The organism is Mycobacterium rhizamassiliense, assembly GCF_900157375.1.
In the GTDB taxonomy this organism is placed as follows: Bacteria; Actinomycetota; Actinomycetes; order Mycobacteriales; family Mycobacteriaceae; genus Mycobacterium; species Mycobacterium rhizamassiliense.
On sequence record NZ_LT721901.1, the window covers coordinates 588,155 to 611,565 of the forward strand.

At 67.1% G+C, this 23,411-nt stretch carries 27 protein-coding genes; 13 read left to right on the forward strand and 14 right to left on the reverse strand.

Annotation, left to right across the window (positions count from 1 at the left end):
* Nucleotides 1–28 precede the first annotated feature (28 nt).
* A complete protein-coding gene (locus tag MRAB57_RS02885) occupies nt 29–916 on the forward strand; it encodes a cutinase family protein (protein WP_077090355.1) in 888 nt (295 codons plus the stop codon).
* Nucleotides 917–1,027: 111 nt separating this feature from the next.
* On the forward strand, nt 1,028–1,669 hold the full coding sequence (locus MRAB57_RS02890; protein ID WP_077086217.1) for a cutinase family protein: 642 nt from the start codon (nt 1,028–1,030) through the stop codon (nt 1,667–1,669).
* Here MRAB57_RS02890 and truA read toward each other — a convergent pair.
* From truA to infA, 8 genes are all read right to left on the reverse strand, one after another.
* Complete coding sequence (gene truA / locus MRAB57_RS02895; RefSeq protein ID WP_077090356.1) at nt 1,666–2,595, reverse strand: tRNA pseudouridine(38-40) synthase TruA; 930 nt, start codon at nt 2,593–2,595, stop codon at nt 1,666–1,668. The genes MRAB57_RS02890 and truA overlap by 4 nt on opposite strands.
* Nucleotides 2,513–3,139, reverse strand: coding sequence for a 50S ribosomal protein L17 (gene rplQ / locus MRAB57_RS02900; RefSeq protein ID WP_077086218.1), 627 nt, complete (start codon nt 3,137–3,139; stop codon nt 2,513–2,515). Before rplQ ends, truA begins: the two co-directional genes overlap by 83 nt.
* Nucleotides 3,140–3,255: 116 nt before the next feature.
* A complete protein-coding gene (locus MRAB57_RS02905) occupies nt 3,256–4,299 on the reverse strand; it encodes a DNA-directed RNA polymerase subunit alpha (RefSeq protein ID WP_077086219.1) in 1,044 nt (347 codons plus the stop codon).
* An 83-nt stretch (nt 4,300–4,382) separates the two neighbouring features.
* A complete protein-coding gene (gene rpsD, locus MRAB57_RS02910; protein WP_077086220.1) occupies nt 4,383–4,988 on the reverse strand; it encodes a 30S ribosomal protein S4 in 606 nt (201 codons plus the stop codon).
* Nucleotides 4,989–4,998: 10 nt separating this feature from the next.
* Nucleotides 4,999–5,418 (reverse strand): 30S ribosomal protein S11, encoded by a 420-nt coding sequence (gene rpsK, locus MRAB57_RS02915; RefSeq protein WP_066818323.1) that lies wholly within the window; start codon nt 5,416–5,418, stop codon nt 4,999–5,001.
* A 6-nt stretch (nt 5,419–5,424) separates the two neighbouring features.
* Nucleotides 5,425–5,799, reverse strand: a complete 375-nt coding sequence (rpsM, locus tag MRAB57_RS02920) for a 30S ribosomal protein S13 (RefSeq protein ID WP_077086221.1) — start codon at nt 5,797–5,799, stop codon at nt 5,425–5,427.
* Between the two features lie 154 nt (nt 5,800–5,953).
* Nucleotides 5,954–6,067, reverse strand: a complete 114-nt coding sequence (gene rpmJ, locus MRAB57_RS02925; RefSeq protein WP_003879483.1) for a 50S ribosomal protein L36 — start codon at nt 6,065–6,067, stop codon at nt 5,954–5,956.
* A gap of 47 nt (nt 6,068–6,114) precedes the next feature.
* Nucleotides 6,115–6,336 carry a translation initiation factor IF-1 gene (gene infA / locus MRAB57_RS02930; RefSeq protein ID WP_003418601.1) on the reverse strand — a complete coding sequence of 74 codons (222 nt, stop codon included), beginning with the start codon at nt 6,334–6,336 and terminating at the stop codon, nt 6,115–6,117.
* A gap of 256 nt (nt 6,337–6,592) precedes the next feature.
* On the opposite strand from infA, the gene MRAB57_RS02935 reads away from it, so the two are divergent.
* The 10 genes from MRAB57_RS02935 to MRAB57_RS02980 all read left to right on the forward strand — a co-directional run bounded on the left by MRAB57_RS02935 (nt 6,593) and on the right by MRAB57_RS02980 (nt 17,316).
* Entirely contained in the window at nt 6,593–8,269 is a 1,677-nt protein-coding gene (locus MRAB57_RS02935; RefSeq protein WP_077086222.1) for an NAD(P)/FAD-dependent oxidoreductase, read from the forward strand.
* Nucleotides 8,266–9,771, forward strand: a complete 1,506-nt coding sequence (locus MRAB57_RS02940) for an ATP-binding protein (protein WP_077086223.1) — start codon at nt 8,266–8,268, stop codon at nt 9,769–9,771. The genes MRAB57_RS02935 and MRAB57_RS02940 overlap by 4 nt, the downstream gene beginning before the upstream one ends.
* A gap of 28 nt (nt 9,772–9,799) precedes the next feature.
* Nucleotides 9,800–10,648: an LLM class F420-dependent oxidoreductase gene (locus MRAB57_RS02945; protein WP_077086224.1), complete on the forward strand. Its 849-nt coding sequence runs from the start codon at nt 9,800–9,802 to the stop codon at nt 10,646–10,648.
* A gap of 23 nt (nt 10,649–10,671) precedes the next feature.
* A complete protein-coding gene (locus MRAB57_RS02950) occupies nt 10,672–11,538 on the forward strand; it encodes an LLM class F420-dependent oxidoreductase (protein WP_077086225.1) in 867 nt (288 codons plus the stop codon).
* 27 nt (nt 11,539–11,565) lie between these two features.
* The gene (gene rfbB, locus MRAB57_RS02955; RefSeq protein ID WP_077086226.1) at nt 11,566–12,561 is read left to right on the forward strand and encodes a dTDP-glucose 4,6-dehydratase; all 996 of its coding nucleotides are present in this window, start codon (nt 11,566–11,568) and stop codon (nt 12,559–12,561) included.
* On the forward strand, nt 12,562–13,185 hold the full coding sequence (rfbC, locus tag MRAB57_RS02960; RefSeq protein ID WP_077086227.1) for a dTDP-4-dehydrorhamnose 3,5-epimerase: 624 nt from the start codon (nt 12,562–12,564) through the stop codon (nt 13,183–13,185). It begins immediately after the preceding gene.
* On the forward strand, nt 13,182–13,676 hold the full coding sequence (locus MRAB57_RS02965) for a lipoprotein LpqH (RefSeq protein ID WP_077086228.1): 495 nt from the start codon (nt 13,182–13,184) through the stop codon (nt 13,674–13,676). Before rfbC ends, MRAB57_RS02965 begins: the two co-directional genes overlap by 4 nt.
* A 106-nt stretch (nt 13,677–13,782) precedes the next feature.
* Nucleotides 13,783–14,889, forward strand: coding sequence for an acyltransferase family protein (locus tag MRAB57_RS02970; RefSeq protein WP_077086229.1), 1,107 nt, complete (start codon nt 13,783–13,785; stop codon nt 14,887–14,889).
* A 112-nt stretch (nt 14,890–15,001) separates the two neighbouring features.
* Nucleotides 15,002–16,114 carry an acyltransferase family protein gene (locus MRAB57_RS02975; protein WP_077086230.1) on the forward strand — a complete coding sequence of 371 codons (1,113 nt, stop codon included), beginning with the start codon at nt 15,002–15,004 and terminating at the stop codon, nt 16,112–16,114.
* A gap of 116 nt (nt 16,115–16,230) precedes the next feature.
* Complete coding sequence (locus MRAB57_RS02980; RefSeq protein ID WP_077086231.1) at nt 16,231–17,316, forward strand: acyltransferase family protein; 1,086 nt, start codon at nt 16,231–16,233, stop codon at nt 17,314–17,316.
* Here the strand turns inward: MRAB57_RS02980 and MRAB57_RS02985 are convergent.
* From MRAB57_RS02985 to MRAB57_RS03010, 6 genes are read right to left on the reverse strand one after another with little or no spacing between them, the layout of a single operon-like run.
* Nucleotides 17,313–17,711, reverse strand: a complete 399-nt coding sequence (locus MRAB57_RS02985; RefSeq protein ID WP_077086232.1) for a hypothetical protein — start codon at nt 17,709–17,711, stop codon at nt 17,313–17,315. The genes MRAB57_RS02980 and MRAB57_RS02985 overlap by 4 nt on opposite strands.
* Nucleotides 17,708–18,637, reverse strand: a complete 930-nt coding sequence (locus MRAB57_RS02990; RefSeq protein WP_077086233.1) for a metallophosphoesterase family protein — start codon at nt 18,635–18,637, stop codon at nt 17,708–17,710. The genes MRAB57_RS02985 and MRAB57_RS02990 overlap by 4 nt, the downstream gene beginning before the upstream one ends.
* On the reverse strand, nt 18,634–19,050 hold the full coding sequence (locus MRAB57_RS02995; protein ID WP_077086234.1) for a cupredoxin domain-containing protein: 417 nt from the start codon (nt 19,048–19,050) through the stop codon (nt 18,634–18,636). Before MRAB57_RS02995 ends, MRAB57_RS02990 begins: the two co-directional genes overlap by 4 nt.
* Before the next feature lie 30 nt (nt 19,051–19,080).
* On the reverse strand, nt 19,081–19,776 hold the full coding sequence (locus tag MRAB57_RS03000; RefSeq protein WP_077086235.1) for a Rieske (2Fe-2S) protein: 696 nt from the start codon (nt 19,774–19,776) through the stop codon (nt 19,081–19,083).
* A complete protein-coding gene (locus tag MRAB57_RS03005; protein WP_077086236.1) occupies nt 19,773–20,324 on the reverse strand; it encodes an RNA polymerase sigma factor in 552 nt (183 codons plus the stop codon). The genes MRAB57_RS03000 and MRAB57_RS03005 overlap by 4 nt, the downstream gene beginning before the upstream one ends.
* 45 nt (nt 20,325–20,369) lie before the next feature.
* A complete protein-coding gene (locus MRAB57_RS03010) occupies nt 20,370–21,782 on the reverse strand; it encodes an NAD(P)-binding protein (protein ID WP_077086237.1) in 1,413 nt (470 codons plus the stop codon).
* A gap of 97 nt (nt 21,783–21,879) precedes the next feature.
* Here MRAB57_RS03010 and MRAB57_RS03015 point away from each other — a divergent pair, with 97 nt between their 5' ends.
* Nucleotides 21,880–23,400: a CoA-acylating methylmalonate-semialdehyde dehydrogenase gene (locus MRAB57_RS03015; protein ID WP_077086238.1), complete on the forward strand. Its 1,521-nt coding sequence runs from the start codon at nt 21,880–21,882 to the stop codon at nt 23,398–23,400.
* Nucleotides 23,401–23,411 lie beyond the last annotated feature (11 nt).

Consider the following 23,411-nt stretch of genomic DNA (forward strand, 5'->3'; position numbering starts at 1 on the left):
CGTACGGACCGCTGGACGCTGGGTCGGTCTGGGCGCATCGGCACTGGTCACGGCCGCCGGCCTGCTCGCCAGCCCCGCCGTCGCGCCGGTCGCGCACGCCTTCGACTGCCCCGACGCCGAGGTGATCTTCGCCCGCGGCACGAATGAACCCGCCGGCCTGGGGCGCGTGGGTGATTCCTTGGTCGATTCGCTGCGCCAGCAGACCGGGCTCAACATCCTCCCGTATGGGGTGAACTACGCGGCCAGCAAGCTACAGCTGCACGGCGGCGACGGCGCCAACGACACCATCGACCGGGTCAAGAAGAGCGTGGAAACGTGCCCCAACACCAAGATCGTGCTGGGCGGCTACTCGCAGGGCGCCTCGGTGATGGACATCGTCGCCGGCGTTCCGATCGGCGGCATCAGCTGGGGCAACAAGCTGCCCGAGCAGTACGCCAAGAACATCGCCGCCGTGGTGACCTTCGGTGACGTGGCCGACCGCGCCGGCGGCACGCTGCCCTCCCAGAGCGCGCTGCTCGGCTCCAAGGCCATGGACTACTGCAACCCCAACGATCCGATCTGCCACGCCGGCTCCGGCAACGAGTGGAGCGGGCACACCGAGGGCTACGTCCCCGTCTACACCACCCAAGCGGCGCAGTTCGTTGCATCCAAGCTGCTGGGTGGCACCGGCCAGCCGATGCCCGGCTACGGGCCATCCCTGGGCAACGGCCCGCAGACGCCCGTCAGCGGCCCGCAGACGCCGGCGACCGGCCCGCTGAGCCCGGGCTCCCCCGCGCAGACACCGCAGGACCCGAACTCAGTTCCGTCGATCCAGGGTCCGGCCTCGCCCGCGACGCCGGCGACTCCTGGTGTGCCGGCCTCGCCGGCCCCCGCGTCGCCGACCCAGGCACCGAGTCTCGTCGACGCGGTTCAGTGACGGCCGGGCATCGATCCCGTAACACCGCGCCCCCGCATTACCTGCGCTGACCTGCAGCAACCTTCCGAAGCGACCGGCCGGCCGGGTCGGTACGCGTTTTATCATCGGTCCGTGGGGATTCGCTCGGCCAATTTCGCCGCGGTTGCGCTTGTCGCCGCGGTCTCCGGAATTGCCCCGGCCACGGTGACCATTCCGGTCGCCTCGGCCGCATGCCCGCCCGTCGAGGTGGTGTTCGCTCGCGGCCGTGAGGAGCCGCCCGGTGTCGGCTACATCGGCCAGGCGTTCGTCACCGCGCTGCAAAGCAAGGTGCGTGAACCCGTCGCGGCCTATGGCGTGAACTACCCCGCCGACGTCGATCCCGCCAAGGGCGCCACCGACATGAGCGCCCACGTCCAGTCGATGGCCAGGCAGTGCCCGAACACCCGAGAGGTGTTGGGGGGCTATTCGTTGGGCGCTATCTCGGCCGACCTGGTGGTCGCGGTGACCCAACCGTCATTCGGGTTCAAGAACCCGCTGCCGCCGGGCCTGGGCCAAACCGTGGCGGCGGTCGCGCTGTTCGGCAACGGCACCCGGCGCGTGCTCGGCCCGGTCCCCGACTTCAGCCCCGCCTTCGCAGGCAAAACCATCGACCAGTGCGCTCCCGGCGACCCGATCTGCTCGAGCGGCACCAACTGGCAGTCGCATCTGCAGCCCTCGTACATCAACTCCGGGCTGGTGGATCAGGCCGCGGCCTTTGCCGCCGGCCGGCTCTAGCGCTCGTCGGGCGTGCGCAGGTCCCGGGTGATCAGGATCCGGGCCGCCAGTTCGTCGTCGGGCGGGTAGTCCACCCCGACCAGCGTCAGGCCGTGTGCCGGCGCGGCCGCGAAATCACTGGAACGCGCTGTCGCCGTGAGCAATTCGCGACACCAGGTGGGGCTGCGGCGATGCTCGCCGACGGCCAGCAGCGCCCCGACCAGTGAGCGCACCATCTGCCAGCAGAACGCGTCGGCGCTGACGCTGGCGGTGATCAGGTCGCCCTCGCGCACCCAGTCCAGCCGCTGCAGATCGCGGATGGTGGTGGCGTTTTCGCGGCGCCGGCAGAACGCGGCAAAGTCGTTCAGCCCCAACAGGTATCGCGATGCGGTGGCCATCGCCTCGACGTCCAGATCCCGCGGCCAGGCGGTGACGTAGCGCGCCCGCTGCGGCTCCACCCCGTAGGGCGCCGTCGACAACCGGTACACGTAGTGCCGGCGCAGCGCCGAGAATCGGGCATCGAAAGCCGCTGGTGCGCGGGCGATATCGAGCACCCGCACGTCGGTGGGCAGGAATCGGCCCAGCCGGCGCACCAGCGAGGAAAACTCCGCCTCGCCCACGCGCGGCGTGCGTGAATAGGCGTTCGGCAACGCGTCGGCCGGCACATCCAGATGGGCGACCTGCCCGGTGGCATGCACGCCCGTATCGGTGCGGCCGGCCGCGCGTAACCGCATCGATGTGCGGAAGACCGTCGTCAGCGCCTCGTCGAGGACGCCGGCAACGGTCCGCTGCCCGGCTTGAGTCGCCCAGCCCGCGAAATCCGTTCCGTCGTAGGCGATATCGAACCTAAGACGGACGTCTTCGCTACTTGTCGGTGGACTCGTCACTCTCGTCGGCGGCCTCAGCCTTGGGCTCCTCGGCCGCTTCGGCCTCGGCAGCAGGCTCAGCCGCTTCCGTCGTCGACTCTTCGGTCTCGGTGGTCTCGCCGGCCTCTTCGGCCGTCGGGCCCACGGCCTCCTCAGGCTCAACCGCCGCCTGAGGAGCCGCCGCTGCCGCCACTGGAGCTTGCCCAGTTTCGGAGGCCTTCTTCGAAGACTTCACCCGGCGGGCCCGATCGGCCTCAGAGGTCACCGTCTTCTCGCGCACCAGCTCGATCACGGCCATCGGGGCGTTGTCGCCCTTGCGCGCCTCGACCTTGATGATGCGGGTGTATCCGCCCTCGCGATCGGCGAAGAAGGGGCCGATCTCCTCGAACAAGGCATGCACGATGTCCTTGTCGCGGATCTTCTTCATCACCTCGCGACGGTTGTGCAGCGCGCCCTTTTTCGCGTGCGTGATCAGCTTCTCCGCGTAGGGCCGCAGGACACGCGCCTTCGTCTCGGTCGTCTTGATCCGACCGTGCTCGAACAGCGACGTGGCCAGGTTGGCCAGAAGAGCCTTCTGGTGCGAAGACGACCCGCCGAGGCGAGGGCCCTTAGTGGGCTTGGGCATTGCGCTATCTCCTAATTGGGGCCGGCCCCCGTATCAGGTAGGACCGGGACGGACGGTGTTGCATGTGTCCGGTTCCTCAGCGGCCGCTGCGCGGCCGCATCGTCGCCGGACGGTCCTTAGAGCTGTTCGGTTTCGGCGTAGTCCTGGTCGTCGTAAGCACCCTCGGTGGACCAGGTGCCGGTGGCGACGTCGTAGCCTGCGACCTCCGACGGGTCGAAGCTCGGCGGGCTGTCCTTGAGCGACAGACCCAGCTGGTGCAGCTTGACCTTGACCTCGTCGATGGACTTCTGACCGAAGTTGCGGATGTCGAGCAGGTCGGACTCGGTGCGGCTGACCAACTCGCCGACGGTGTGCACACCCTCGCGCTTGAGGCAGTTGTAGGACCGCACGGTCAGATCCAGGTCGTCGATCGGCAGGGCGAACGACGCGATGTGGTCGGCCTCGGCGGGCGACGGCCCGATCTCGATGCCCTCGGCCTCGACGTTGAGTTCGCGTGCCAGACCGAACAATTCGACCAGGGTCTTACCGGCCGACGCCAGGGCGTCGCGCGGGGTGATCGAGTTCTTGGTCTCGACGTCCAGGATCAGCTTGTCGAAGTCGGTGCGCTGCTCGACACGAGTCGCGTCCACCTTGTAGGTGACCTTGAGCACCGGCGAGTAGATGGAATCGACTGGGATACGGCCGATTTCGGCACCGGAGGCACGGTTCTGCACCGCCGGGACGTAACCGCGGCCGCGCTCGACGACCAGCTCGACCTCGAGCTTGCCCTTGTCGTTCAGGGTCGCGATGTGCATGCCGGGGTTGTGCACCGTGACGCCGGCGGGCGGCACGATGTCACCCGCGGTGACCTCGCCCGGGCCCTGCTTGCGCAGGTACATGGTGACCGGCTCGTCCTCCTCGGAGGACACGACCAGACCCTTGAGGTTCAGGATGATCGCGGTGACATCCTCTTTGACGCCAGGCACGGTGGTGAACTCGTGCAAGACGCCATCGATGCGAATGCTGGTGACGGCCGCGCCGGGGATCGACGACAGCAGCGTGCGCCGCAGCGAATTGCCAAGGGTGTAACCAAATCCGGGCTCCAGCGGTTCGATGACGAACTGGGACCGGCTGTCGGTGAGGATCTCCTCGGACAGTGTGGGGCGCTGTGAAATCAGCATGGTGTTTCTTGTTCTCCTTCTCGGCACCCGCTATTTGATGCCGTTTGGGTTTCCGCCCCGGCGAATGCCGACGCGGAAGTCTGTTACTTCGAGTAGTACTCGACGATGAGCTGCTCGGTGAGCGGCACATCGATCTGCGCCCGCTCGGGCAGCTGGTGAATCAGGATGCGTTGCCGCTCTCCCACCACCTGCAGCCAGCTCGGCAGCGGGCGGTCGCCCGCGGTCTCGCGTGCGATCTGGAACGGCACCGTGTTCAGCGAGCCGTCCCGCACGTCGATGATGTCGTACTGCGACACCCGATAGCTGGGGACGTCGACGTGCACGCCGTTGACGCTGAAGTGGCCGTGGCTGACCAGCTGGCGAGCCATCCGGCGCGTGCGCGCCAGACCGGCACGGTAGACCACGTTGTCCAGGCGGCTCTCGAGGATGCGCAGCAGGTTCTCACCGGTCTTGCCGGTGACGCGGTTGGCCTCTTCGTAGTAGCGACGGAACTGCTTTTCCATCACGCCGTAGGTGAAGCGGGCCTTCTGCTTCTCCTGCATCTGCAGCAGGTATTCGCTTTCCTTGATCCGCGCACGGCCATGCTGGCCGGGCGGGTAGGGACGCTTCTCGAACGCCTGGTCGCCACCGACGAGGTCGGTGCGCAGCCGGCGCGACTTGCGAGTGATAGGTCCGGTGTAACGAGCCATGGTGTCTTACCTAGACCCTTCTGCGCTTGGGCGGACGGCAGCCGTTGTGCGGCTGAGGGGTGACGTCGGAGATCGCGCCGACCTCGAGGCCTGCGGCCTGTAGCGAGCGGATCGCGGTCTCCCGACCCGAACCCGGGCCCTTCACGAAGACGTCGACCTTCTTCACGCCGTGCTCCTGCGCCTTGCGGGCGGCGTTCTCGGCGGCCAGCTGCGCGGCGAACGGAGTCGATTTCCGCGAGCCCTTGAAGCCGACGTGGCCCGACGACGCCCAGGCGATGACGTTGCCCTGGGGGTCGGTGATGCTCACGATCGTGTTGTTGAACGTGCTCTTGATGTGCGCAGCGCCGTGCGGGATGTTCTTCTTTTCCCGTTTGCGCGTCTTCTGCCCCTTCTTGGGAGCAGAGGCTGCTGCCTTCTTGGCTGGTGGCATGGGCGGTTACCTGGCCTTCTTCTTGCCGGCGATGGTGCGCTTGGGGCCCTTGCGGGTACGCGCATTGGTCTTGGTGCGCTGACCGCGAACCGGCAAGCCGCGGCGGTGCCGCAGACCCTGGTAGCAGCCGATCTCGATCTTGCGGCGAATGTCGGCCTGGACCTCGCGGCGCAGGTCACCCTCCACCTTGATGTTGGCTTCGATGTAATCGCGCAGATGGGTCAGCTGGTCGTCGGTCAGGTCCTTGGTGCGCAGGTCCTTGTCGATGCCCGTGGCTGCCAGGATTTCGTTAGAGCGGGTCCGGCCAACGCCGAAGATATAGGTGAGCGCGATCTCCATGCGCTTGTCGCGCGGCAGATCGACGCCTACTAGTCGTGCCATAGGTGGCGTATTCCTCTTTTTCTAGGCGGAGGTCTTTTCCCAGTCCGTTCCCGATGTGAACCGGGGCCCGGCCTCCGACCGGGCGTGGATGAGCAGCGAATCTGCTCAGTGGTGCTGGGAGGTCTGCATTCAGTTGTACAGCGGTTTGGTGCGACTAGCCCTGACGCTGTTTGTGACGCGGATCGGAGCAGATCACCATGACCCGCCCATGCCGACGGATCACCCTGCACTTGTCGCAGATTGGCTTGACGCTCGGGTTCACCTTCACGGCTTTTCGATCCTGTTCTGTCTACTCGTAGGTCTGTGGTTCGGGCTTTACTTGTAGCGGTACACGATGCGGCCCCGGGACAGGTCGTAGGGAGACAACTCCACCACCACCCGGTCCTCGGGCAGGATGCGGATGTAGTGCTGCCGCATCTTGCCGCTGATATGGGCAAGCACCTTGTGACCGTTCTCCAGCTCAATGCGGAACATCGCATTGGGCAGGGGCTCGACCACGCGGCCCTCGACCTCGATGGCGCCGTCCTTCTTGGCCATAACTTCTCGTCAAATCCTCGTCGTTTAGTTTCGTGCTGGTGTGCGGCCGGATCGGCACAACATTCACACCGACCTGGAACGTGAGCCGGTGACAGGAAATTTCCTAGGGACAGGGCACGCAAAAAGTCGGCGCGAATGACGCACCGTTGGTCCACAATACCTGGTTAACGGGCGTGGGCCAAAATCGCTCACAGACGAATCCGGGCCGCGACCTCGACCCGCCACACTACGCCTGACAAGCGCATACTTGACTTCGATGACACGTCCCCTAGATAGCGCAGCGCAGTCGCGCAAACCCGTGATACTTACCGTCGACGACGATCCCGCGGTATCGCGCGCGGTAGCCCGGGACCTGCGGCGCCACTACGGCGAGGACCACCGCATCGTGCGCGCCGAATCCGGCCCCGAGGCCCTGGAGACCCTCAAGCAGCTCAAGCTGCGGGGCGAGACCGTCGCCGCCCTGGTCGCCGACTACCGGATGCCGCAGATGACCGGCATCGAGTTCCTCGAACAGGCGATGGACCTGTACCCGGCGGCGCGGCGGATCCTGCTGACCGCCTACGCCGACACCCACGCCGCGATCGACGCCATCAATGTCGTCGACCTCGACCACTACCTGCTCAAGCCGTGGGATCCGCCGGAGGAAAAGCTCTACCCCGTCGTCGACGCCCTGCTGGAGGCCTGGCGAGCGGCGCCGGAACACCCGATTCCGCACACCAAGGTGATCGGGCACCGCTGGTCGGCACGGTCCTGGCAGGTCCGCGACTTCCTGGCCCGCAACGGCCTCTACTACACCTGGTTCATGGCCGACGAGCCCGACGGCGAGCGGCTGCTCAACGCCGCCGGCGAGGACGGCAGGCGGCTGCCCGTCGTCGTCACCGAGCGCGGCGACCCGCTGGTGGAACCCAGCGACGCCGAACTGGCCGACAAGCTGGGCCTGTCCTCGACCCCGTCGCAGGAGTTCTACGACCTGATCGTCGTCGGCGGTGGGCCCGCGGGCCTGGCCGCCGCCGTCTACGGCGCCTCCGAGGGGCTGCGCACGGTGCTCATCGAGCACACCGCGACCGGCGGCCAGGCCGGGCAGAGTTCGCGGATCGAGAACTACCTGGGCTTTCCGGACGGGGTGTCCGGCGGCCAACTGGCCGACCGCGCCCGCCGGCAGGCGGAGAAGTTCGGCGCCGAGCTGATCACCGCCCGCAAGGCGACCGGCCTGGAGGTCAACGGATCCAAGCGCACCGTGCGGTTCGCCGACGGCGGTTCGATCGACGCGCACGCGGTCATCCTGGCTACCGGGGTCACCTACCGGAACCTCGACGCCGAGGGCTGCAACGAGCTGACCGGCTGCGGCGTCTACTACGGGGCCGCGGTGTCCATCGCGTCGGACTGCGACGACGAAGAGGTCTACGTGGTCGGCGGCGCCAACTCGGCCGGCCAGGCCGCCATGTACCTGTCGCGGACGGCCAAATCGGTCAACATCGTGGTGCGCGCCCCCTCGCTGGAGGCGTCGATGTCGTACTACCTGATCCAGCAGATCGAGGCCAACCCGAAGATCAACGTCATGACCTGCACCGAGGTGCAGCGCGCCAGCGGCGACGGCCACCTGGAGAAACTGACCCTGATCAACAACCGGACCGAGGAAACCTCGGACGTCGCTTGCGCCCGGATGTTCATCTTCATCGGCGCCGCCCCGGGCACCGCCTGGCTGGATGGGGTGCTGGCCCGCGACGACCACGGCTTCATCCTCACGGGCCCGGACCTGCGCAACGTCTGCGGCTGGACGCTGGACCGTCCGCCGCACCACCTGGAAACCAGCGTGCCGGGGGTGTTCGCCACCGGCGATGTCCGCTCGACGTCGGCCAAGCGTGTCGCGGCCGCCGTCGGAGAAGGGTCGATGGCCGTGATGCTTGTCCACCGCTACCTGGCCGAAGCATGACCGCCAAGACGCCCTGCGAGCCCGACGAGCTGCGCAGCCTGTTCCTGTTCGAGGCGCTGACCGACGAGCAGCTCGCGGTGCTGTGCGCCAACGGGTGCATCGAGAACTATGAGCCGGGCCCGATCTGCGTCGAAGGCGAAGCGGCGACGTGCTTCTACGTGCTGATCGAGGGCGAGCTGACCATGTCCAAGCTCTCGGGCGGCCAGGACATCGAAACCAACCGCACCTCGCAGCGCGGGGTGTACGCCGGCGCCTGGCGAGCGTTCACCGGCGGGAAGCAGAAAAGTTACGACGCCTCGGTACACGTGACCAAGCCGTCGCGGTTCTTTGTGATGGACGCGCCGATATTCGCCCAATTCATGCGCGACCAGTTTCCGATGGCGGTCCACCTGCTCGACGGCATCGCCGTGGGCACCGACCGGACACGGCGGATCATTGACAACCGGGAGAAGCTGCTGGCACTGGGCCGGCTGTCGGCCGGGTTGACGCATCAGCTGAACAATCCGGCCGCGGCGATCTCGCGGGCCGCGGCCGATCTACGCGAACGGGTGGCCGGCATGCGGCACAAGCTCGCGATGCTCTCCGATGGCACCATCTCGGCCGAGGTGCTCAGCGCCCTGGTGCGGTTGCAGGAGCGGGTCGCCGAACAGGTCGCCAAAACCAGCACGGAGCACCTGAGCGCGCTGGAGACCTCCGACCGCGAAGATGCCGTCGGCGACTGGCTCGACGAACACGGCATCGACGGCGGCTGGGACATCGCGCCGACGTTCGTCGAGGGCGGTATCGACACCGATTGGCTGGAACGGATTTCCGCGGTCAGCGACGAGCTCGCGGCAGGATCGCTGGAGATGGCGATTCGATGGATCAACTACACCATCGAAAGCGAGCTGCTGATGAACCAGATTCTCGAAGCGAGCAAACGGATTTCGGCCCTGGTCGCCGACGCCAAGCAGTATTCGCAAATGGATCGGGCCCCGTTCCAGGTGGCCAACGTGCACGACCTGCTCTACAGCACGCTGGTGATGTTCGCCGACCGGTTGACCAAGGACGGCAGCAAGGACGCCAAAGCGATCACCGTGGTCAAGGATTTCGACAAATCGCTTCCCGAAATCCCTTGCTATCCAGGCGATCTCAATCAGGTATGGACCAACATCATCGACAATGCCCTGGCCGCGATGCGCGATACGGGCGGCACGCTGACCGTTCGCACCTGCCGCTACGGCGACAACATGGCCCGAGTCGAAATCTGCGATACCGGGCCGGGAATCCCCGCCGATATCCGCGAGCACATCTTCGAGCCGTTCTTCACCACCAAACCCTTCGGCGAAGGCACCGGCCTCGGGCTGGATCTCGCGTTCAACATCGTCGTCAAGAAGCATCACGGGGACCTCCGCGTGGAATCGGTACCCGGCGACACCCGGTTCATCGTGTTGCTACCGCTGGAGCCACCGCCGGCTCCCGACGTCGCCGCCGTCGACCTCGACGAGGCGGACGAGGAATAGGGTCGCCGCGCACCCGGTTGGAGACGTCATGACGGACTCTGCTTCAAAACCCAACCTTGGCCGGTTCGGATCGTTCGGACGCGGCGTAACGCCCCAGCAAGCCAAAGAAATCGAAGCCCTGGGCTACGGCGCCGTCTGGGTGGGTGGCTCGCCGCCCGCGGAGCTGGCCTGGGTGGAGCCCCTTCTCGAAGCGACGACCACCTTGCAGGTGGGCACCGGCATCGTGAACATCTGGACCGCGGCCGCCAAGCCGGTGGCCGAGTCGTTCCACCGGATCGACAAGGCCTACCCCGGCCGCTTCCTGCTGGGCATCGGCGTCGGCCACCGCGAGGCGATCACCGAATACCGCAAGCCCTACGACGCGCTGGTGGACTACCTCAAGCAGCTCGACGACTACGGCGTACCGGCCAATCGCCGGGTGGTGGCGGCCCTGGGCCCGCGGGTGTTGCAGCTGTCCGCCGAGCGCTCCGCCGGCGCGCATCCCTACCTGACCACCCCGGAGCACACCGCCCGGGCCCGCGAGCTGATCGGCCCGTCGGCGTTCCTGGCGCCCGAGCACAAGGCGGTGCTGACCACCGACGCCGACAAGGCGCGCCGGGTGGGCCGCGCGGCCCTCGACATTTATTTCAATCTGGCCAATTACCGCAACAACTGGAAACGGCTGGGCTTCGCCGAGGACGAGGTCACCCGCCCGGGCAGCGATCGCCTGGTAGACGCCGTCATCGCCTACGGGACACCCGACGCGATCGCCGCGCGTCTCAAAGAGCACCTCGATGCCGGCGCCGACCACGTGCCCGTGCAGGTGCTCACCAAAGATGAAAACCTTGTCGCGGCCCTGGCCGAACTAGCGGGCCCGCTTGGACTCAACAACTCGTGAGCTAATCGCGTAGGGGGACTTCGATGACCGACGCCGCATCACTGAAACCGAACCTCGGGCGCTACGGCGTCTGGCTGCCCACCCGATCCATCAAGCCGGAGCTGGCCGCGCGGATCGAATCGCTGGGCTACGGCGCCGTGTGGATCGGCGGGTCGCCGGAGGCCGAGCTCGACTGGGTCGAGCCGGCACTGGCCGCGACCACGTCGCTGCAGCTGGCCACCGGGATCGTCAACATCTGGACCGCGCCGGCGGCCGCCGTCGCCGCGGCCTTCAACCGGATCGAAAGCGCTTATCCCGGAAGGTTTTTGCTGGGAGTCGGGGTGGGCCACCCCGAACACACCCAGGAATACGTCAAACCATACGACGCGCTGGTCGGCTACCTCGACGAGCTCGACGCCGCGGGGGTACCGACCAGCCGCCGCGTGCTGGCGGCACTGGGGCCGCGGGTGCTGGAGCTCGCGGCGCAACGCAGCGCCGGCGCGCATCCATACCTGACGACTCCGGAACACACCGCCAAGGCCCACGGTCAGCTCGGCAGGTCGGTGTTCCTGGCGCCCGAGCACAAGGTGGTGCTCACCACCGACCGCGATAAGGCGCGGACGGCCGGTCGCGGGGTCGTCGAGCACTACCTGGGCCTGAGCAACTACGTGAACAACTGGCGGCGGCTCGGGTTCACCGAGGACGACGTCCGCAAACCCGGCAGCGACCGGCTGATCGATGCGGTGGTCGCCTACGGCACCGGTGCGGACATCTCCAAACGCCTGGACGAGCACCTGCAGGCCGGCGCCGATCACGTGACGATCCAGGTGCTGGGCGCCTACGACGCGGACACCCTGCTGCCCGCGCTCAGTGAACTGGCCGGACCACTCGGGCTAACTCCGCCAGGCTGACCGTGCCCCTCGGTTAGGGTTTGACCCATGCGTCTGCTGGTCACCGGTGGCGCCGGATTCATCGGCGCCAATTTCGTCCATAGCACCGTGCGGGAACGTCCCGACGTTTCCGTGACGGTGCTCGACGCCTTGACCTACGCCGGCCGACGGGAGTCGCTGGCCGGCGTCGAAGACGCGGCCCGGCTGGTCGAGGGCGACATCTGCGACGCCGAACTGGTGGCCCGGCTGGTCGCCGAGTCGGATGCGGTGGTGCATTTCGCCGCGGAGAGCCACGTGGACAACGCGCTGGACAACCCCGAGCCGTTCCTGCACACCAACGTGGTTGGGACGTACACCATCCTGGAGGCGGTCCGGCGCCAAGGCGTGCGGCTGCACCACATCTCCACCGACGAGGTGTACGGCGACCTGGAGCTCGACGACCCGCAGCGATTCACCGAGTCCACGCCCTACAACCCGTCCAGCCCGTACTCGGCGACCAAAGCCGCGTCCGACATGTTGGTTCGGGCCTGGGTGCGGTCCTACGGCGTGCAGGCGACCCTGTCCAATTGCTCCAACAACTACGGGCCGTTTCAGCACATCGAGAAGTTCATCCCGCGCCAGATCACCAATATCCTCACCGGGCGCAGGTGCAAGCTGTACGGCAGCGGCGCCAACGTGCGCGACTGGATTCACGTCGACGACCACAACAGCGCGGTGTGGCGGATCCTGGAGAAGGGCCAGATCGGCCAGACCTACCTGATCAGCTCCGAGGGTGAGCGCAACAACCTGACCGTGCTGCGCGCGATCCTGACGCTGATGGGCCACGACGCCGACGACTTCGACCACGTCACCGACCGCGTCGGGCACGATCTGCGGTACGCCATTGACCCGACGTTGCTCAACGACGAATTGTGCTGGGCCCCAAAGCACACCGACTTCGACGCAGGTTTGGCCGAAACCATCGACTGGTATCGTGCCAACGAATCCTGGTGGCGACCGTTGAAGGATGCCGCCGAGGCCCGCTACGAGGAACGTGGTCAGTAGATGAAAGTTCGCGAGCTCGCGGTCCCGGGCGCCTGGGAGATCACCCCGACCACCCATGGCGATTCCCGCGGAATGTTCTTCGAGTGGCTGACCGACCGCGGATTCACCTCGTTCGCCGGTCATTCACTCGATGTGCGGCAAGCCAACTGTTCGGTGTCCTCGGCCGGGGTGCTGCGTGGGCTGCACTTCGCCCAGGTGCCGCCAAGCCAGGCCAAGTACGTCACCTGCGTGCGAGGCGCGGTGTTCGACGTCGTCGTCGACATTCGTTTGGGCTCACCGACATTCGGCCAGTGGGACTCGGTCCTGCTCGACGACTCCGACCGCCGGACGATGTACATCTCCGAGGGGTTGGGACACGGATTCCTTGCGCTGCAAGATGATTCGACGGTGATGTACCTGTGCTCGGCGGAATACAACCCCGAACGCGAACACACCATCTGCGCGACGGACCCCGCCCTGGGCATCGACTGGCCGCTGGTGGACGGCGCCCCGCCCACGCTGTCCGACCGCGACGCGGTGGCCCCAAGCTTCGCCGACGTGCAGGCGTCGGGCCTGCTACCCACCTGGGAAGGGACCCAGAGCTTCGTCGCAGGGCTGCGCGCCAACAAAGGAGATGTCGGTTGAACCGTGAGCTGCTGATTGCCGTTACCGCCGCGACGCTGGTCGCGGGCGTGGCGGGCTGCTCGCACGACAACAAATCGCCGGCGCCCAGCTCCGCGAAGTCCAGTGCCAGCGCCGCGCCCGCGTCGCCCACCGCGGCGCCCCCACCGGCTCCGTCCGTCCCGCCGGCGAAGATCACCGTCGACGGCAACGTGCTGCCCGTCACCGAGCCGGTGGACTGCAACACCAGAGACGGCAAGTTCTCCATCGCCATCGGCCAGCCGTTCATCGGTGTCATCGTGGCACTCGAGCAGGACGCCTCGGTCGTCCATCTGGTCGGGCTCGGCGAGGTCGACGGCGTGAACCTCAACTACACGAAGGGCGCGCCCGGCGACAAGGCCAGCGCCACCAAAGAGGGCAACACGTACCACGTCACCGGGATCGCCAGCGGCGTGGACAGCAACGGGGCCAACAAGACACACAAGCCCTTCTCCGTCGACGTGACCTGCCCCTAGGCGGTCGAGGGCCGCCGCTTGCGGTAGGCCGAATCCGCCCTGCTGCGGCGTTGGGTGACGTTACGATGGCGCGAAAGTTTGCAAGCGTCGACGACAGGCAGGGTGGATGAAACTCGCGCAGGTATTCAGTCCGCGCAAAAATGCCCTGAACGCCTGGCGGTTGGCGTTGGCGTGCGAGGTGATCCTGTGGCACTCCTTCCCGCTGACGGGCCGCAACGTACCGTTCCCGCCCGCACACCAGCTGCTGGGCGAGGGAGGCGTCGACGGCTTCTTCGCGATCTCGGGATTCCTCATCACCTCGAGCTGGCTGCGCCACCCACGACTGCGTGAATACTGCGCCGCCCGCGCCCTGCGCATCCTGCCCGGCTTCTGGATCTGCCTGATCGTCACCGCGTTCGTGATGGCGCCGATCGGCGTGGCCATCCAGAACGGTGGCGGCGGAAAGCTGATCACCTCGGGCGCCTCGTTCCAATTCGTACTCAGAAACATCGGCGTCCTGATCCTGCAGCCCGATATCGCCGGAACGCCGCAGGGCATTCCGTTTCCGAAGTACTGGAATGGTTCGCTGTGGACCCTCATCTGGGAAGTGTTCTGCTACATCCTCGTTGCGGCCCTCGGGGTGGTCGGGCTGCTCAAGCGCCGGTGGCTGATTCCGGTGTTGTTCGCGTTGACGGTCGTCTGGGCGGCGCAGTTGCCGCCCCCCGCCCCCGAGACCATCACCGCGGGGCAGGCCGCGTCCCGGTTCGGCATGATGTTTTTCGCCGGGGCGCTGATCTACCAGTTCCAGGAGGTAATCCCGGCCCGCTGGTCACTCGTCGGGCTGTGCGCGATCATCGTCGGCGCGTCCAGTTTCATGTCGGACTACCGCCTCTTCGGCGCCCTCCCGCTGGCCTACGCCGTCATCGTGTCCGCTGCGTTGCTGCGCCACAAGCGCCTGACGCTGCACAACGACATTTCCTACGGCGTCTACATCTATGCGTTCCCGATGCAGCAGTTGCTGGTCATCTGCGGGCTCGCCAGCCTGAATCCCTTTGTGTTCTTCCCCGTTTCGGCCGCGGCCACGCTGCCGCCGGCGGCGCTGAGCTGGTTCCTGATCGAGAAGCACGCGATGTCGCTGAAGGCCCGCTTCTTCAGGAAGATGGAGACCCCGCCGCAGCAGGCGGCGGTCGCGACGCCCCCGGAAGACAATCGGGATGCCTCGGAAGTCGGCTGAACCGGACGTTGTCGCGCCGTAACCCGCCGCGTTTTTTCGAAATCAGTTCGTCCGCGTGAGCTGGCGATACTATGGCGCGACATTGCGTGGTCCGGACGACAGGCGGGCGTTTATGAAGCTGGGGCAGGTATTCGATCCGCGAAACAATGCCCTGAACGCGTGGCGGTTGGTACTGGCCTCCGAGGTGATCCTCTGGCATTCCTTCCCGCTGACAGGTCATTTCGTGTCGAGCGCGCCGATACGCCAGCTGCTTTTCTCGCTCGGGGTGGACGGGTTCTTCGCGGTCTCCGGATTCCTGGTCACCTCGAGCTGGCTGCGCCACCCGCGGGTGCGCGACTACTCCGCGGCGCGGGCCCTGCGCATCTTTCCCGGCTATTACACCTGCCTGATCGTGACCGCGTTCGTCATCGCGCCGCTCAGCGTGGCGATTCAGGGCGGCTCGGCCACCAAGCTGTTGTCGTCCAAGGCGCCGTTCGAGTACGTCCTGATGAACTTCGCGCTGCTGATCCTCAAGCCCGACGTCGGCGGCACGCCGCGTCACGTCCCCTCCCCGGGTGTCTGGAACGTGTCGTTGTGGACGCTGATCTGGGAGATGTTCTGCTACATCGCCGTTGCCGCCTTCGGCATCGCCGGGCTGCTGAAGCGCCAGTGGTTCCTCCCGACGGTGATGGTGCTGGCCGCGGTCTCCGCGGCGATGCTGCCCCCGATGACCTTCCCCGGCGCATGGACCATCCAGCAGGCCGTCGCACGTTTCGCGATGATGTTCGCGGCCGGCGCGCTGCTGAACCAGTTCAAGGACGTGCTCCCCGCGCGCTGGTCGCTGGTCGGGCTGAGCCTGGCGATCGTCGCCGGGGCCAGCCTGATGCCGGATTACCGGGTGATCGGCGCCCTCCCGCTGGCCTACGCCATCATCGTGTCGGGCTCGATGGTCCACAACAAGCGCCTGCGACTGCGCACGGACCTGTCCTATGGCGTCTACATCTACGCGTTCCCCATGCAGCAGTTCCTGATCGTCTGCGGCGTCGGCGGCCTGGCTCCGCTGCTGTTCTTTCCCGTCGCGACGCTGGCCACCCTGCCGCTGGCCGCGCTGAGCTGGTTCCTGGTGGAAAAGCCCGCGCTGTCGCTGAAGACCCGCCTGCTGGGCAAACCGGCCGCACGCCCCATCGACGAGCCGACCAAGCTGCCCGATCCGGACGACGATCGAGACGCTTCCGGGGTGGGCTGACCCGCCCCGCTGAGCACCCGGCGCCAGCTTGGGGTCTGCTGCATATCGCCTGAAACGACTTCGCGGGCTTTTCGTGGCCGCTACCATGGCGCGGCGGGGGCGACAGGCAGGGCCAGGTGAAGCTCCGACACGTTTTCGACCCCCGGAACAACGCGCTGAACGCGTGGCGGTTGGTGTTGGCGACGGGTGTCATCGCGTGGCATTCGTTCCCCCTGACCGGGCGCCATGTCCCGTTCGGGGCCGGCCATCAGTTCCTCAGCCAGGTATTCGTCGACGGATTCTTCGCGATCTCCGGCTTCCTCATCACCTCGAGTTGGCTGAAGAACCCGCGGCTGCGCCAGTATTCCGTGGCGCGCGGGCTGCGCATCTTCCCCGGTCTATGGGTCTGCGTGGCGGTCACCGCGTTCGTCATCGCCCCGCTCAGCGTCGCGATCCAGGGCGGTTCGGTGGCAAAGCTGATGCTGTCCGGCGAGCCGCTGCGCTACGTCCTGAACAACGGATTGCTGAACTTTCTTTACGCGGGTATCGCCGGGACACCACGGCACGTGCCGTTTCCGGGCGCCTGGAACGGTTCCATCTGGACGCTGCTGCCGGAGCTGTTCTGCTACGTCGCCGTTGCCGCTTTCGGCATGTCCGGTCTGCTCCGCCACCGATGGCTGCTGCTCGCGTTGACGGCGTTGATGCTGGTCTGTTCGGTGCTGGTGACACCGTGGACCAGGTTCATCGAGATATGGACTCCCGCCTGGATCGGCACGCGGTTCGCGCTGATGTTTCTGGCAGGGGCGCTGCTGCAGCAGTACCAGGACGTGATTCCCGCCCGCTGGTCGCTCGTCGCGGCGAGCGCCGGCCTCGTGGTCATGTCGACCTGGCTACCGAATTACCGTGTGCTGGGCGCGCTTCCGCTGGCCTACGCGATCATCGTGTCCGGTGCACTGCTGCGTGACAGGCGACTGCGGCTACGCAACGACGTGTCCTACGGCGTCTACATCTACGCGTTCCCGACGCAGCAGCTGCTGATCGTCTGCGGGCTGGGCGTCCTGCCCCCGCTGCTGTTCTTCCCGGTCGCGGCGCTGGCTACCCTGCCGTTGGCCGCGCTGAGCTGGTTCCTGATCGAAAAGCACGCGATCTCACTGAAATCCCGCTTCCTGCCCCGCCGGGCTCCCGAGCTCGACCCCTCCACAGCGTCGGCGACTGACGGCTAGGGCGCGAGACCGCCGGCGACGCGCCGCGGCATTCGCCACCTGACCGTCGCCGCCCACAGCAGCACCGTCAGCACTTCTGCGCCGACGCTGAGCGCGGCGTGCGGTGCAGGCTCCCAACCGCGCTCGGAAAAGCCGAAAAGCCCGACAGTCCTTGACAATGCGAAGGCGACCAGGGAACCGGCGGCAACCCCGGCCGCGGCCCAGCGAAGCCACCCCGGGCCACCGAGGACGATCAGCAACGCCAACGCGAACGAGACGCTGGCCTGGAACAGAAAGGCCGACCCGATGGTGGGGATGTGCCGGTAGCCGTGGACATACAGGTAGGCGTGGCTGGCCGCGCTGACCGCCAGCGCCGCACCGATCCCGACCCGCATCGAGACATTCGTCAAAGTCATTGCAACCTCAGCTCTTTCAGTGCCAGCGAAGCGTCACCTTTGGTGTAGCTGACCTCGCGGATCCCCAACGCGTCGTGGAGCTTGCCGGCCGGCAGCGTCACCGGCTTGGGCGCCGGCCCGTCGCCGGGGCGCGGCAGCGGGTAGGCCGTCGTGGTCCCGCTGTAGAAGGCGACATTGCCCTCGACCTTGGAAAACAATTGGTGCACATGGCCGTTGATGCATGTCACCGAGGCAAACCGGCGCAGGTAGCTGAGCGCCTGGACGGCGTCGTCGGTCCCCCAGCCCCAGTCCGGATACATGGCGAACAACGGGATGTGGCTGAAGACGATGACCGGGGTGTCACTGGACAGCCGCGCCACATCCTTCTCGACGAATTCCAGCTGGTCGTTTCCCAAGTGTCCGAGCTTGCGCAGATTCAGCGTGTTCACCAGCGCGATGACGTGGACGCCCGCGACGTCGAAGCTGTACCAGCCGTCACCAACGGATCCCGCGCCGAAGGCATTCCGGTACTTCTGCCCGGCGTCGTCGACCGAGTCGTGCTCGCCGGGCACGGTGAACACGTGCGGTGTTTTCAGCCCGCTCAGCATCTGCTTGACCTGATCGAACTCGCCGGGCGCGGACAGGTGAGTGAGATCGCCGGTGTGGATGACGAAATCCGGTGTGTAGCCAAGGTTGTTGATCTGGTCGATCGCATGGCCGAAGGTGCTGGTGACGTCGGGGTTGGGCGCGCCCTTGAAGCCGATGTGGCTGTCGCTGACTTGGGCGAACCGCAGGGCAGGCCGGCCGGCCGCATGTTCGGCCGCGCCGGCGCCGGCGACCTGCGAGATGACCTCGCCGCCGACCACCGCGAAGCCGACCGCTGCGCCGAACCAGGCCGTGTGCCTTATCAATTGGCGACGGGTCATCGTGGGCGGCTGCTCGGTCATCCGGTCACCACCACGGTGCCGTGCATCATCGGGTGGATGGAGCAGACGTAGTCCACCTTTCCGGCGGCGGAAAAGGTGTGCGAGAAGGTGGCGCCGGTGCCCATCCCCGGCGAGTGAAACGAGCCGTCGCTGGCGGCGACGGTATGCGGCTCTTCGTCGCGGTTTGTCCACGTGACGGTATCGCCGACGTGGACCGTCAGCGTCGCGGGCGCGAAAGCGAAGCCGTCGATGGTGATTTGGCCGCCGCTCACCGGTGCGGCCGGCGCGGTGATGGACGGCGTCGCGGTGCTGGCATCCGGTCCGATGGTCACCGACGTGTTTCCGGCGGGCCGCGAGGTCGAACAGCCCACGAACACCAGCGCGGCCGCGGCCAACGCGGCGGCAAGTAGTCGTCGAATTATCGCGATAGTCATGCCAACAGATAGTGCGGGGGGTTACAGCTCCTAGGTCGGCTGGTCCGGCTGCGTCGGAGCAAGCACCTCGATCACCCCGTTGACCTCACGAACCATCAACGCGGGCAACGGCTTCGGGGCGATCGGCAATTGATGCGTGAGCACCTCCCCGGCGGGCGAGAACGACGTCGAGTGGCACGGGCACCGCAGCCTGTCGTCGGGCGCGTCGAACCACAGCCGGCAGCCCTGGTGGGTGCACACCCCCGACACCGCCTGGGGCTTGCCGTCGACGCGGCGGACGAATCCGCTGACCGAGCCGAGGTCGAACGGGTGCATCCGCCCGTCCGGAACATCCGAGCTGGCGGCAACCCGCTGCCAGCTCCCGTCGTTGGGCTTCAGCTCGCCGGCGACGGCCGGCACGTCGCTGCGGCCGCCGATCACCGCACGGTCGATGGAAACCGCGGTGACCGCGGCGGCCGCGGCGGCCGAGGTGCCGACGATGACGTGGCGGCGCGTGGTGTTGGGCTTCGGCGCCGGTGTCATTGGCGTGCCTGCCATCTGCTCGGCGAGCCGGCGATGCAGGTCGGTGAGGAACTCGTCGCGCGGGGCATCCCCGTCGGGGCGGGCCGCCCGCAACTCGATCGCCGTGCGGAGCTGCGCCGCCTCGAAGTCGTCGGGCGCAAACGCCTTGGGCCGGCGGCCCCGCAGCAGGTCGTCGACGTAGCGACGCAACCCTCGCGCGTTCATGACTGGCCCCCATCGTTGACCTGTGCCGCCAGGCGCAGTGCGCGATGCTGCAACACCTTGGCGTTGGCGACGCTTATCCCGAGTTCGCTGGCGGACTCCTTGATCGAATTGCCTTGCAGGAAGCGCAGTTCCAGGATCTGACGGTAGCGGTCCGGCAGCGCGTCGAGCACGTCGGCGACCCGCTGGGGCGCGGTGCTGATGGCTTCCTCGCTTTCCGGTGGTTGTTCGATGTCGTCGTCGATCGAGGTTATCTCCCGGCCCAGGGTTTCTCGCCAATGCGCGGCCAGCACCGTCCGGGCCGTCGTCCGAAGGTAGGCGCGGACCTCGCCGACGCTCGCGGTCAGGCGCAGCGGCCGCAGGGCGGCGAGGAAGACCTCGGCGGTCAGGTCCTCGGCGTCGGCGCGGTTGCCGACCCGGGCGAACAGCGTGCGGTACACCCAGGCCGCGTTGTCGGAGTACACGGCCTCCCAGTCGGGGTAGCCCGCGAAGCCAGGGTCGGGCACCGCGCGCAGGGGTCGCGGGCCGTCGGGTTCGCTGTGCGCCGTCACGTGCCTCCTTCCCCGATCAATATCCGCCCGGGTTACACGTAAGCGTCAGGGAGTCGCGAGTGCGGCGTCGGCGGCCATCAACTCGTCCAGCTTCGTGGCCGTCGCCGACAGCGCTTTCTTGGCGATGCCCAGGACCCGGTCGCGCACCCGGGGCTTCGCCGATGCCGGTGCCAACAGATGGCCCATCAGATGGCCGAAGAGATCCAGGCGCACCGACGACAGCCACTCCGTCAGCTCGGGGTCGTCCAGGAAGCGCAGCTGATTGCGGTAGTCGGCCCGCGCGAGGCGCAGCCAGTCCAGGTCGGTGTCGGGGTGCGGCAACGGCGCACAGAGCTCGTTTTTGGTGGCGTCGTCCGGGTACGCGGCCTCGACATGGGCGATCAGCGCGGCGCTGAAAATCTGCTGGCAGCCCCGCACGCTTTGCAGCGTGATGTCCCCGGCGTCGAAAATGGGTGCAGCCGGACGCTTTTCGGCGCCGTCGGCGGTGCAGTCGACATACAACGGGCTGCCGTCCACCGCGACGGCGCCGGCGTCGAGGACCATCCGGTCGTCCTCGATACGCAGCAGGTGACCCATGCGCACGACGTCGGTGATGCGGCGCAGCTGCTCGAGCTCGGGGCGGGTGACGGTCGCGCAGCGGTACATGGTGGGCCGGATCGCCGGAGCGATCCGCAGCAGGACGCCGGCGTCTTCGAGGCGCTCGAACAGATCGTCGACCGACTCCGCGTCCCGGACGGCCCGCAGTTGTGCGGTGAAGCCGGCCTTGATGCGGTCGGCGAACTCCGGTCCGGGCTGCAGGGTCGCTCGGTCCAGCAACCAGGAATCGCGGGGCATGATCCAGGTCAGCCGGTCCGGGGCGATGCCATGCCCCAGCAGCCACAAGCAGGTGTCGATGCCGGTCTTACCGGCCCCGACAATCACGTAGCGGTCGCGGGCCGCCGTGCGCGGCAGGTCGTTCGGTGCGATGCATTCGGTTCCGGGCGCCACGAAGTAGGGCGGCGGTCGCATCGAGGGCACCAGCACGCGCATGTAGGTGGCGTCGACGACGCGGCGCGCGCTGACCGTGTACTCCTCCCCCGCCAGTGTGGCGAAGCGGCCCGCGCCCAGGTATTCGCTCATCGGGAAGTAGCTCACCTGCCCGCTCGGCAGCAGTCGCTGGCGCAGCACGTGGTCGTAGTAGGCGCAGACCTCGCCGGCGGTGGCCAGTTCGTAGAGGCCCTGGTTCCAGCCGACCTGGTCGATGGTGTCGTTGCCGAGGCGGCACGAGTTGACGCCGTAGAACGCCGACGGCTGATGGAGCCTCACGAACGGGTAGGCGGTGGTCCAATGCCCGCCGGGCTGGTGATTGCGATCGACCAGCACGATGCGCGCCGATGTCTCGGATACCAGCGTGTCGATGAACGCCATACCCATGGCACCGGCGCCGACGACCAGGTAATCGGCCTCGATGCTGTGCATACCCGGTAAAGGCTAGCCCCAGTTGCGGGCCTCCTGGCGCAGTTACTAGGATGTCCTAGTAACTAGGCCATTCCCTTTTCGCGCACACGAGGACCCCATGACCACAAAGATCCCGCACTTCATCGATGGGAAGCGCACCGCCGGCAAGTCCAGCCGCACCGCTGACGTCTTCAACCCCAGCACCGGCGAGGTGCAGGCGAAAGTCCCGATGGCCTCGTCGGCGGACGTCGACGCGGCGGTAGCATCCGCCGTCGAGGCCCAAAAGGGTTGGGCCGCAACCAATCCACAGCGTCGCGCGCGCGTGATGATGAAGTTCATCGAGCTGGTCAACCAGAACATGGACGAGCTGTCCGAGCTGCTGTCCCTCGAGCACGGGAAGACCGTTCCCGACGCGCGCGGCGACATTCAGCGCGGCATCGAGGTGATCGAGTTCGCCATCGGCATCCCCCACCTGCTCAAGGGCGAATACAGCGAGGGCGCCGGACCGGGCATCGACGTCTACTCGCTGCGCCAGCCGTTGGGTGTGGTCGCGGGCATCACCCCGTTCAACTTCCCGGCGATGATCCCCCTGTGGAAGGCCGGGCCCGCCCTGGCCTGTGGAAACGCATTCGTGCTCAAGCCAAGTGAGCGCGACCCGTCGGTGCCGGTGCGACTGGCCGAAATCTTCCTCGAGGCCGGTCTGCCGCCGGGCGTCTTCCAGGTCGTCCACGGCGACAAGGAGGCCGTCGACGCGATCCTGCATCATCCCGACATCAAGGCCGTCGGCTTCGTCGGCAGCTCCGACATCGCGCACTACATCTATTCGACGGCCGCGGCCAACGACAAGCGCTCGCAATGCTTCGGCGGCGCCAAGAACCACATGATCGTGATGCCCGACGCCGACCTCGATCAGGCCGTCGACGCGCTGATCGGCGCCGGCTACGGCAGCGCCGGCGAGCGCTGCATGGCGATCAGCGTCGCGGTGCCCGTCGGCGAGAAGACCGCGGACCGGTTGCGCGCCAGGCTGATTGAACGGATCAACAACCTGCGGGTCGGCCACAGCCTGGACCCCAAGGCCGACTACGGCCCGTTGGTCACCGAGGCCGCGGTGGCCCGGGTGCGCGACTACATCGGCCAGGGCGTCGAAGCGGGAGCCGAATTAGTCATCGACGGCCGCGAGCGAACCAGCGACGACCTGACGTTCGGTGACGCCAGCCTCGAGGGTGGCTTCTTCATCGGGCCGACCCTGTTCGACCACGTCACCACCGACATGACGATCTACACCGAGGAGATCTTCGGCCCGGTGTTGTGCATCGTGCGCGCCCACGACTACGAGGAGGCGCTGCGGCTGCCGTCCGAGCACGAATACGGCAACGGGGTCGCGATGTTCACTCGCGACGGCGACGCCGCCCGCGACTTCGTCTCGCGGGTCGAGGTGGGCATGGTCGGTGTCAACGTGCCGATCCCGGTCCCGGTGGCCTACCACTCCTTCGGTGGCTGGAAGCGTTCCGGCTTCGGCGACCTCAACCAGCACGGTCCGGCTTCGATCCAGTTCTACACCAAGGTCAAGACCGTGACGTCGCGGTGGCCGTCCGGCATCAAAGAAGGCGCCGAATTCGTCATCCCGACAATGGATTAAGGCCGGGGGCT

Coding starts and splice junctions, on each gene's coding strand:
- rplQ (WP_077086218.1), bottom strand. CDS start 3,139: ATGCCCAAGCCCACTAAGGGCCCTCGCCTCGGCGGGTCGTCTTCGCAC.
- MRAB57_RS02905 (WP_077086219.1), bottom strand. CDS start 4,299: ATGCTGATTTCACAGCGCCCCACACTGTCCGAGGAGATCCTCACCGAC.
- rpsD (WP_077086220.1), bottom strand. CDS start 4,988: ATGGCTCGTTACACCGGACCTATCACTCGCAAGTCGCGCCGGCTGCGC.
- rpsK (WP_066818323.1), bottom strand. CDS start 5,418: ATGCCACCAGCCAAGAAGGCAGCAGCCTCTGCTCCCAAGAAGGGGCAG.
- rpsM (WP_077086221.1), bottom strand. CDS start 5,799: ATGGCACGACTAGTAGGCGTCGATCTGCCGCGCGACAAGCGCATGGAG.
- infA (WP_003418601.1), bottom strand. CDS start 6,336: ATGGCCAAGAAGGACGGCGCCATCGAGGTCGAGGGCCGCGTGGTCGAG.
- MRAB57_RS02935 (WP_077086222.1), top strand. CDS start 6,593: ATGACACGTCCCCTAGATAGCGCAGCGCAGTCGCGCAAACCCGTGATA.
- MRAB57_RS02940 (WP_077086223.1), top strand. CDS start 8,266: ATGACCGCCAAGACGCCCTGCGAGCCCGACGAGCTGCGCAGCCTGTTC.
- MRAB57_RS02945 (WP_077086224.1), top strand. CDS start 9,800: ATGACGGACTCTGCTTCAAAACCCAACCTTGGCCGGTTCGGATCGTTC.
- MRAB57_RS02950 (WP_077086225.1), top strand. CDS start 10,672: ATGACCGACGCCGCATCACTGAAACCGAACCTCGGGCGCTACGGCGTC.
- rfbB (WP_077086226.1), top strand. CDS start 11,566: ATGCGTCTGCTGGTCACCGGTGGCGCCGGATTCATCGGCGCCAATTTC.
- rfbC (WP_077086227.1), top strand. CDS start 12,562: ATGAAAGTTCGCGAGCTCGCGGTCCCGGGCGCCTGGGAGATCACCCCG.
- MRAB57_RS02970 (WP_077086229.1), top strand. CDS start 13,783: ATGAAACTCGCGCAGGTATTCAGTCCGCGCAAAAATGCCCTGAACGCC.
- MRAB57_RS02975 (WP_077086230.1), top strand. CDS start 15,002: ATGAAGCTGGGGCAGGTATTCGATCCGCGAAACAATGCCCTGAACGCG.
- MRAB57_RS02985 (WP_077086232.1), bottom strand. CDS start 17,711: ATGACTTTGACGAATGTCTCGATGCGGGTCGGGATCGGTGCGGCGCTG.
- MRAB57_RS02990 (WP_077086233.1), bottom strand. CDS start 18,637: ATGACCGAGCAGCCGCCCACGATGACCCGTCGCCAATTGATAAGGCAC.
- MRAB57_RS02995 (WP_077086234.1), bottom strand. CDS start 19,050: ATGACTATCGCGATAATTCGACGACTACTTGCCGCCGCGTTGGCCGCG.
- MRAB57_RS03000 (WP_077086235.1), bottom strand. CDS start 19,776: ATGAACGCGCGAGGGTTGCGTCGCTACGTCGACGACCTGCTGCGGGGC.
- MRAB57_RS03010 (WP_077086237.1), bottom strand. CDS start 21,782: ATGCACAGCATCGAGGCCGATTACCTGGTCGTCGGCGCCGGTGCCATG.
- MRAB57_RS03015 (WP_077086238.1), top strand. CDS start 21,880: ATGACCACAAAGATCCCGCACTTCATCGATGGGAAGCGCACCGCCGGC.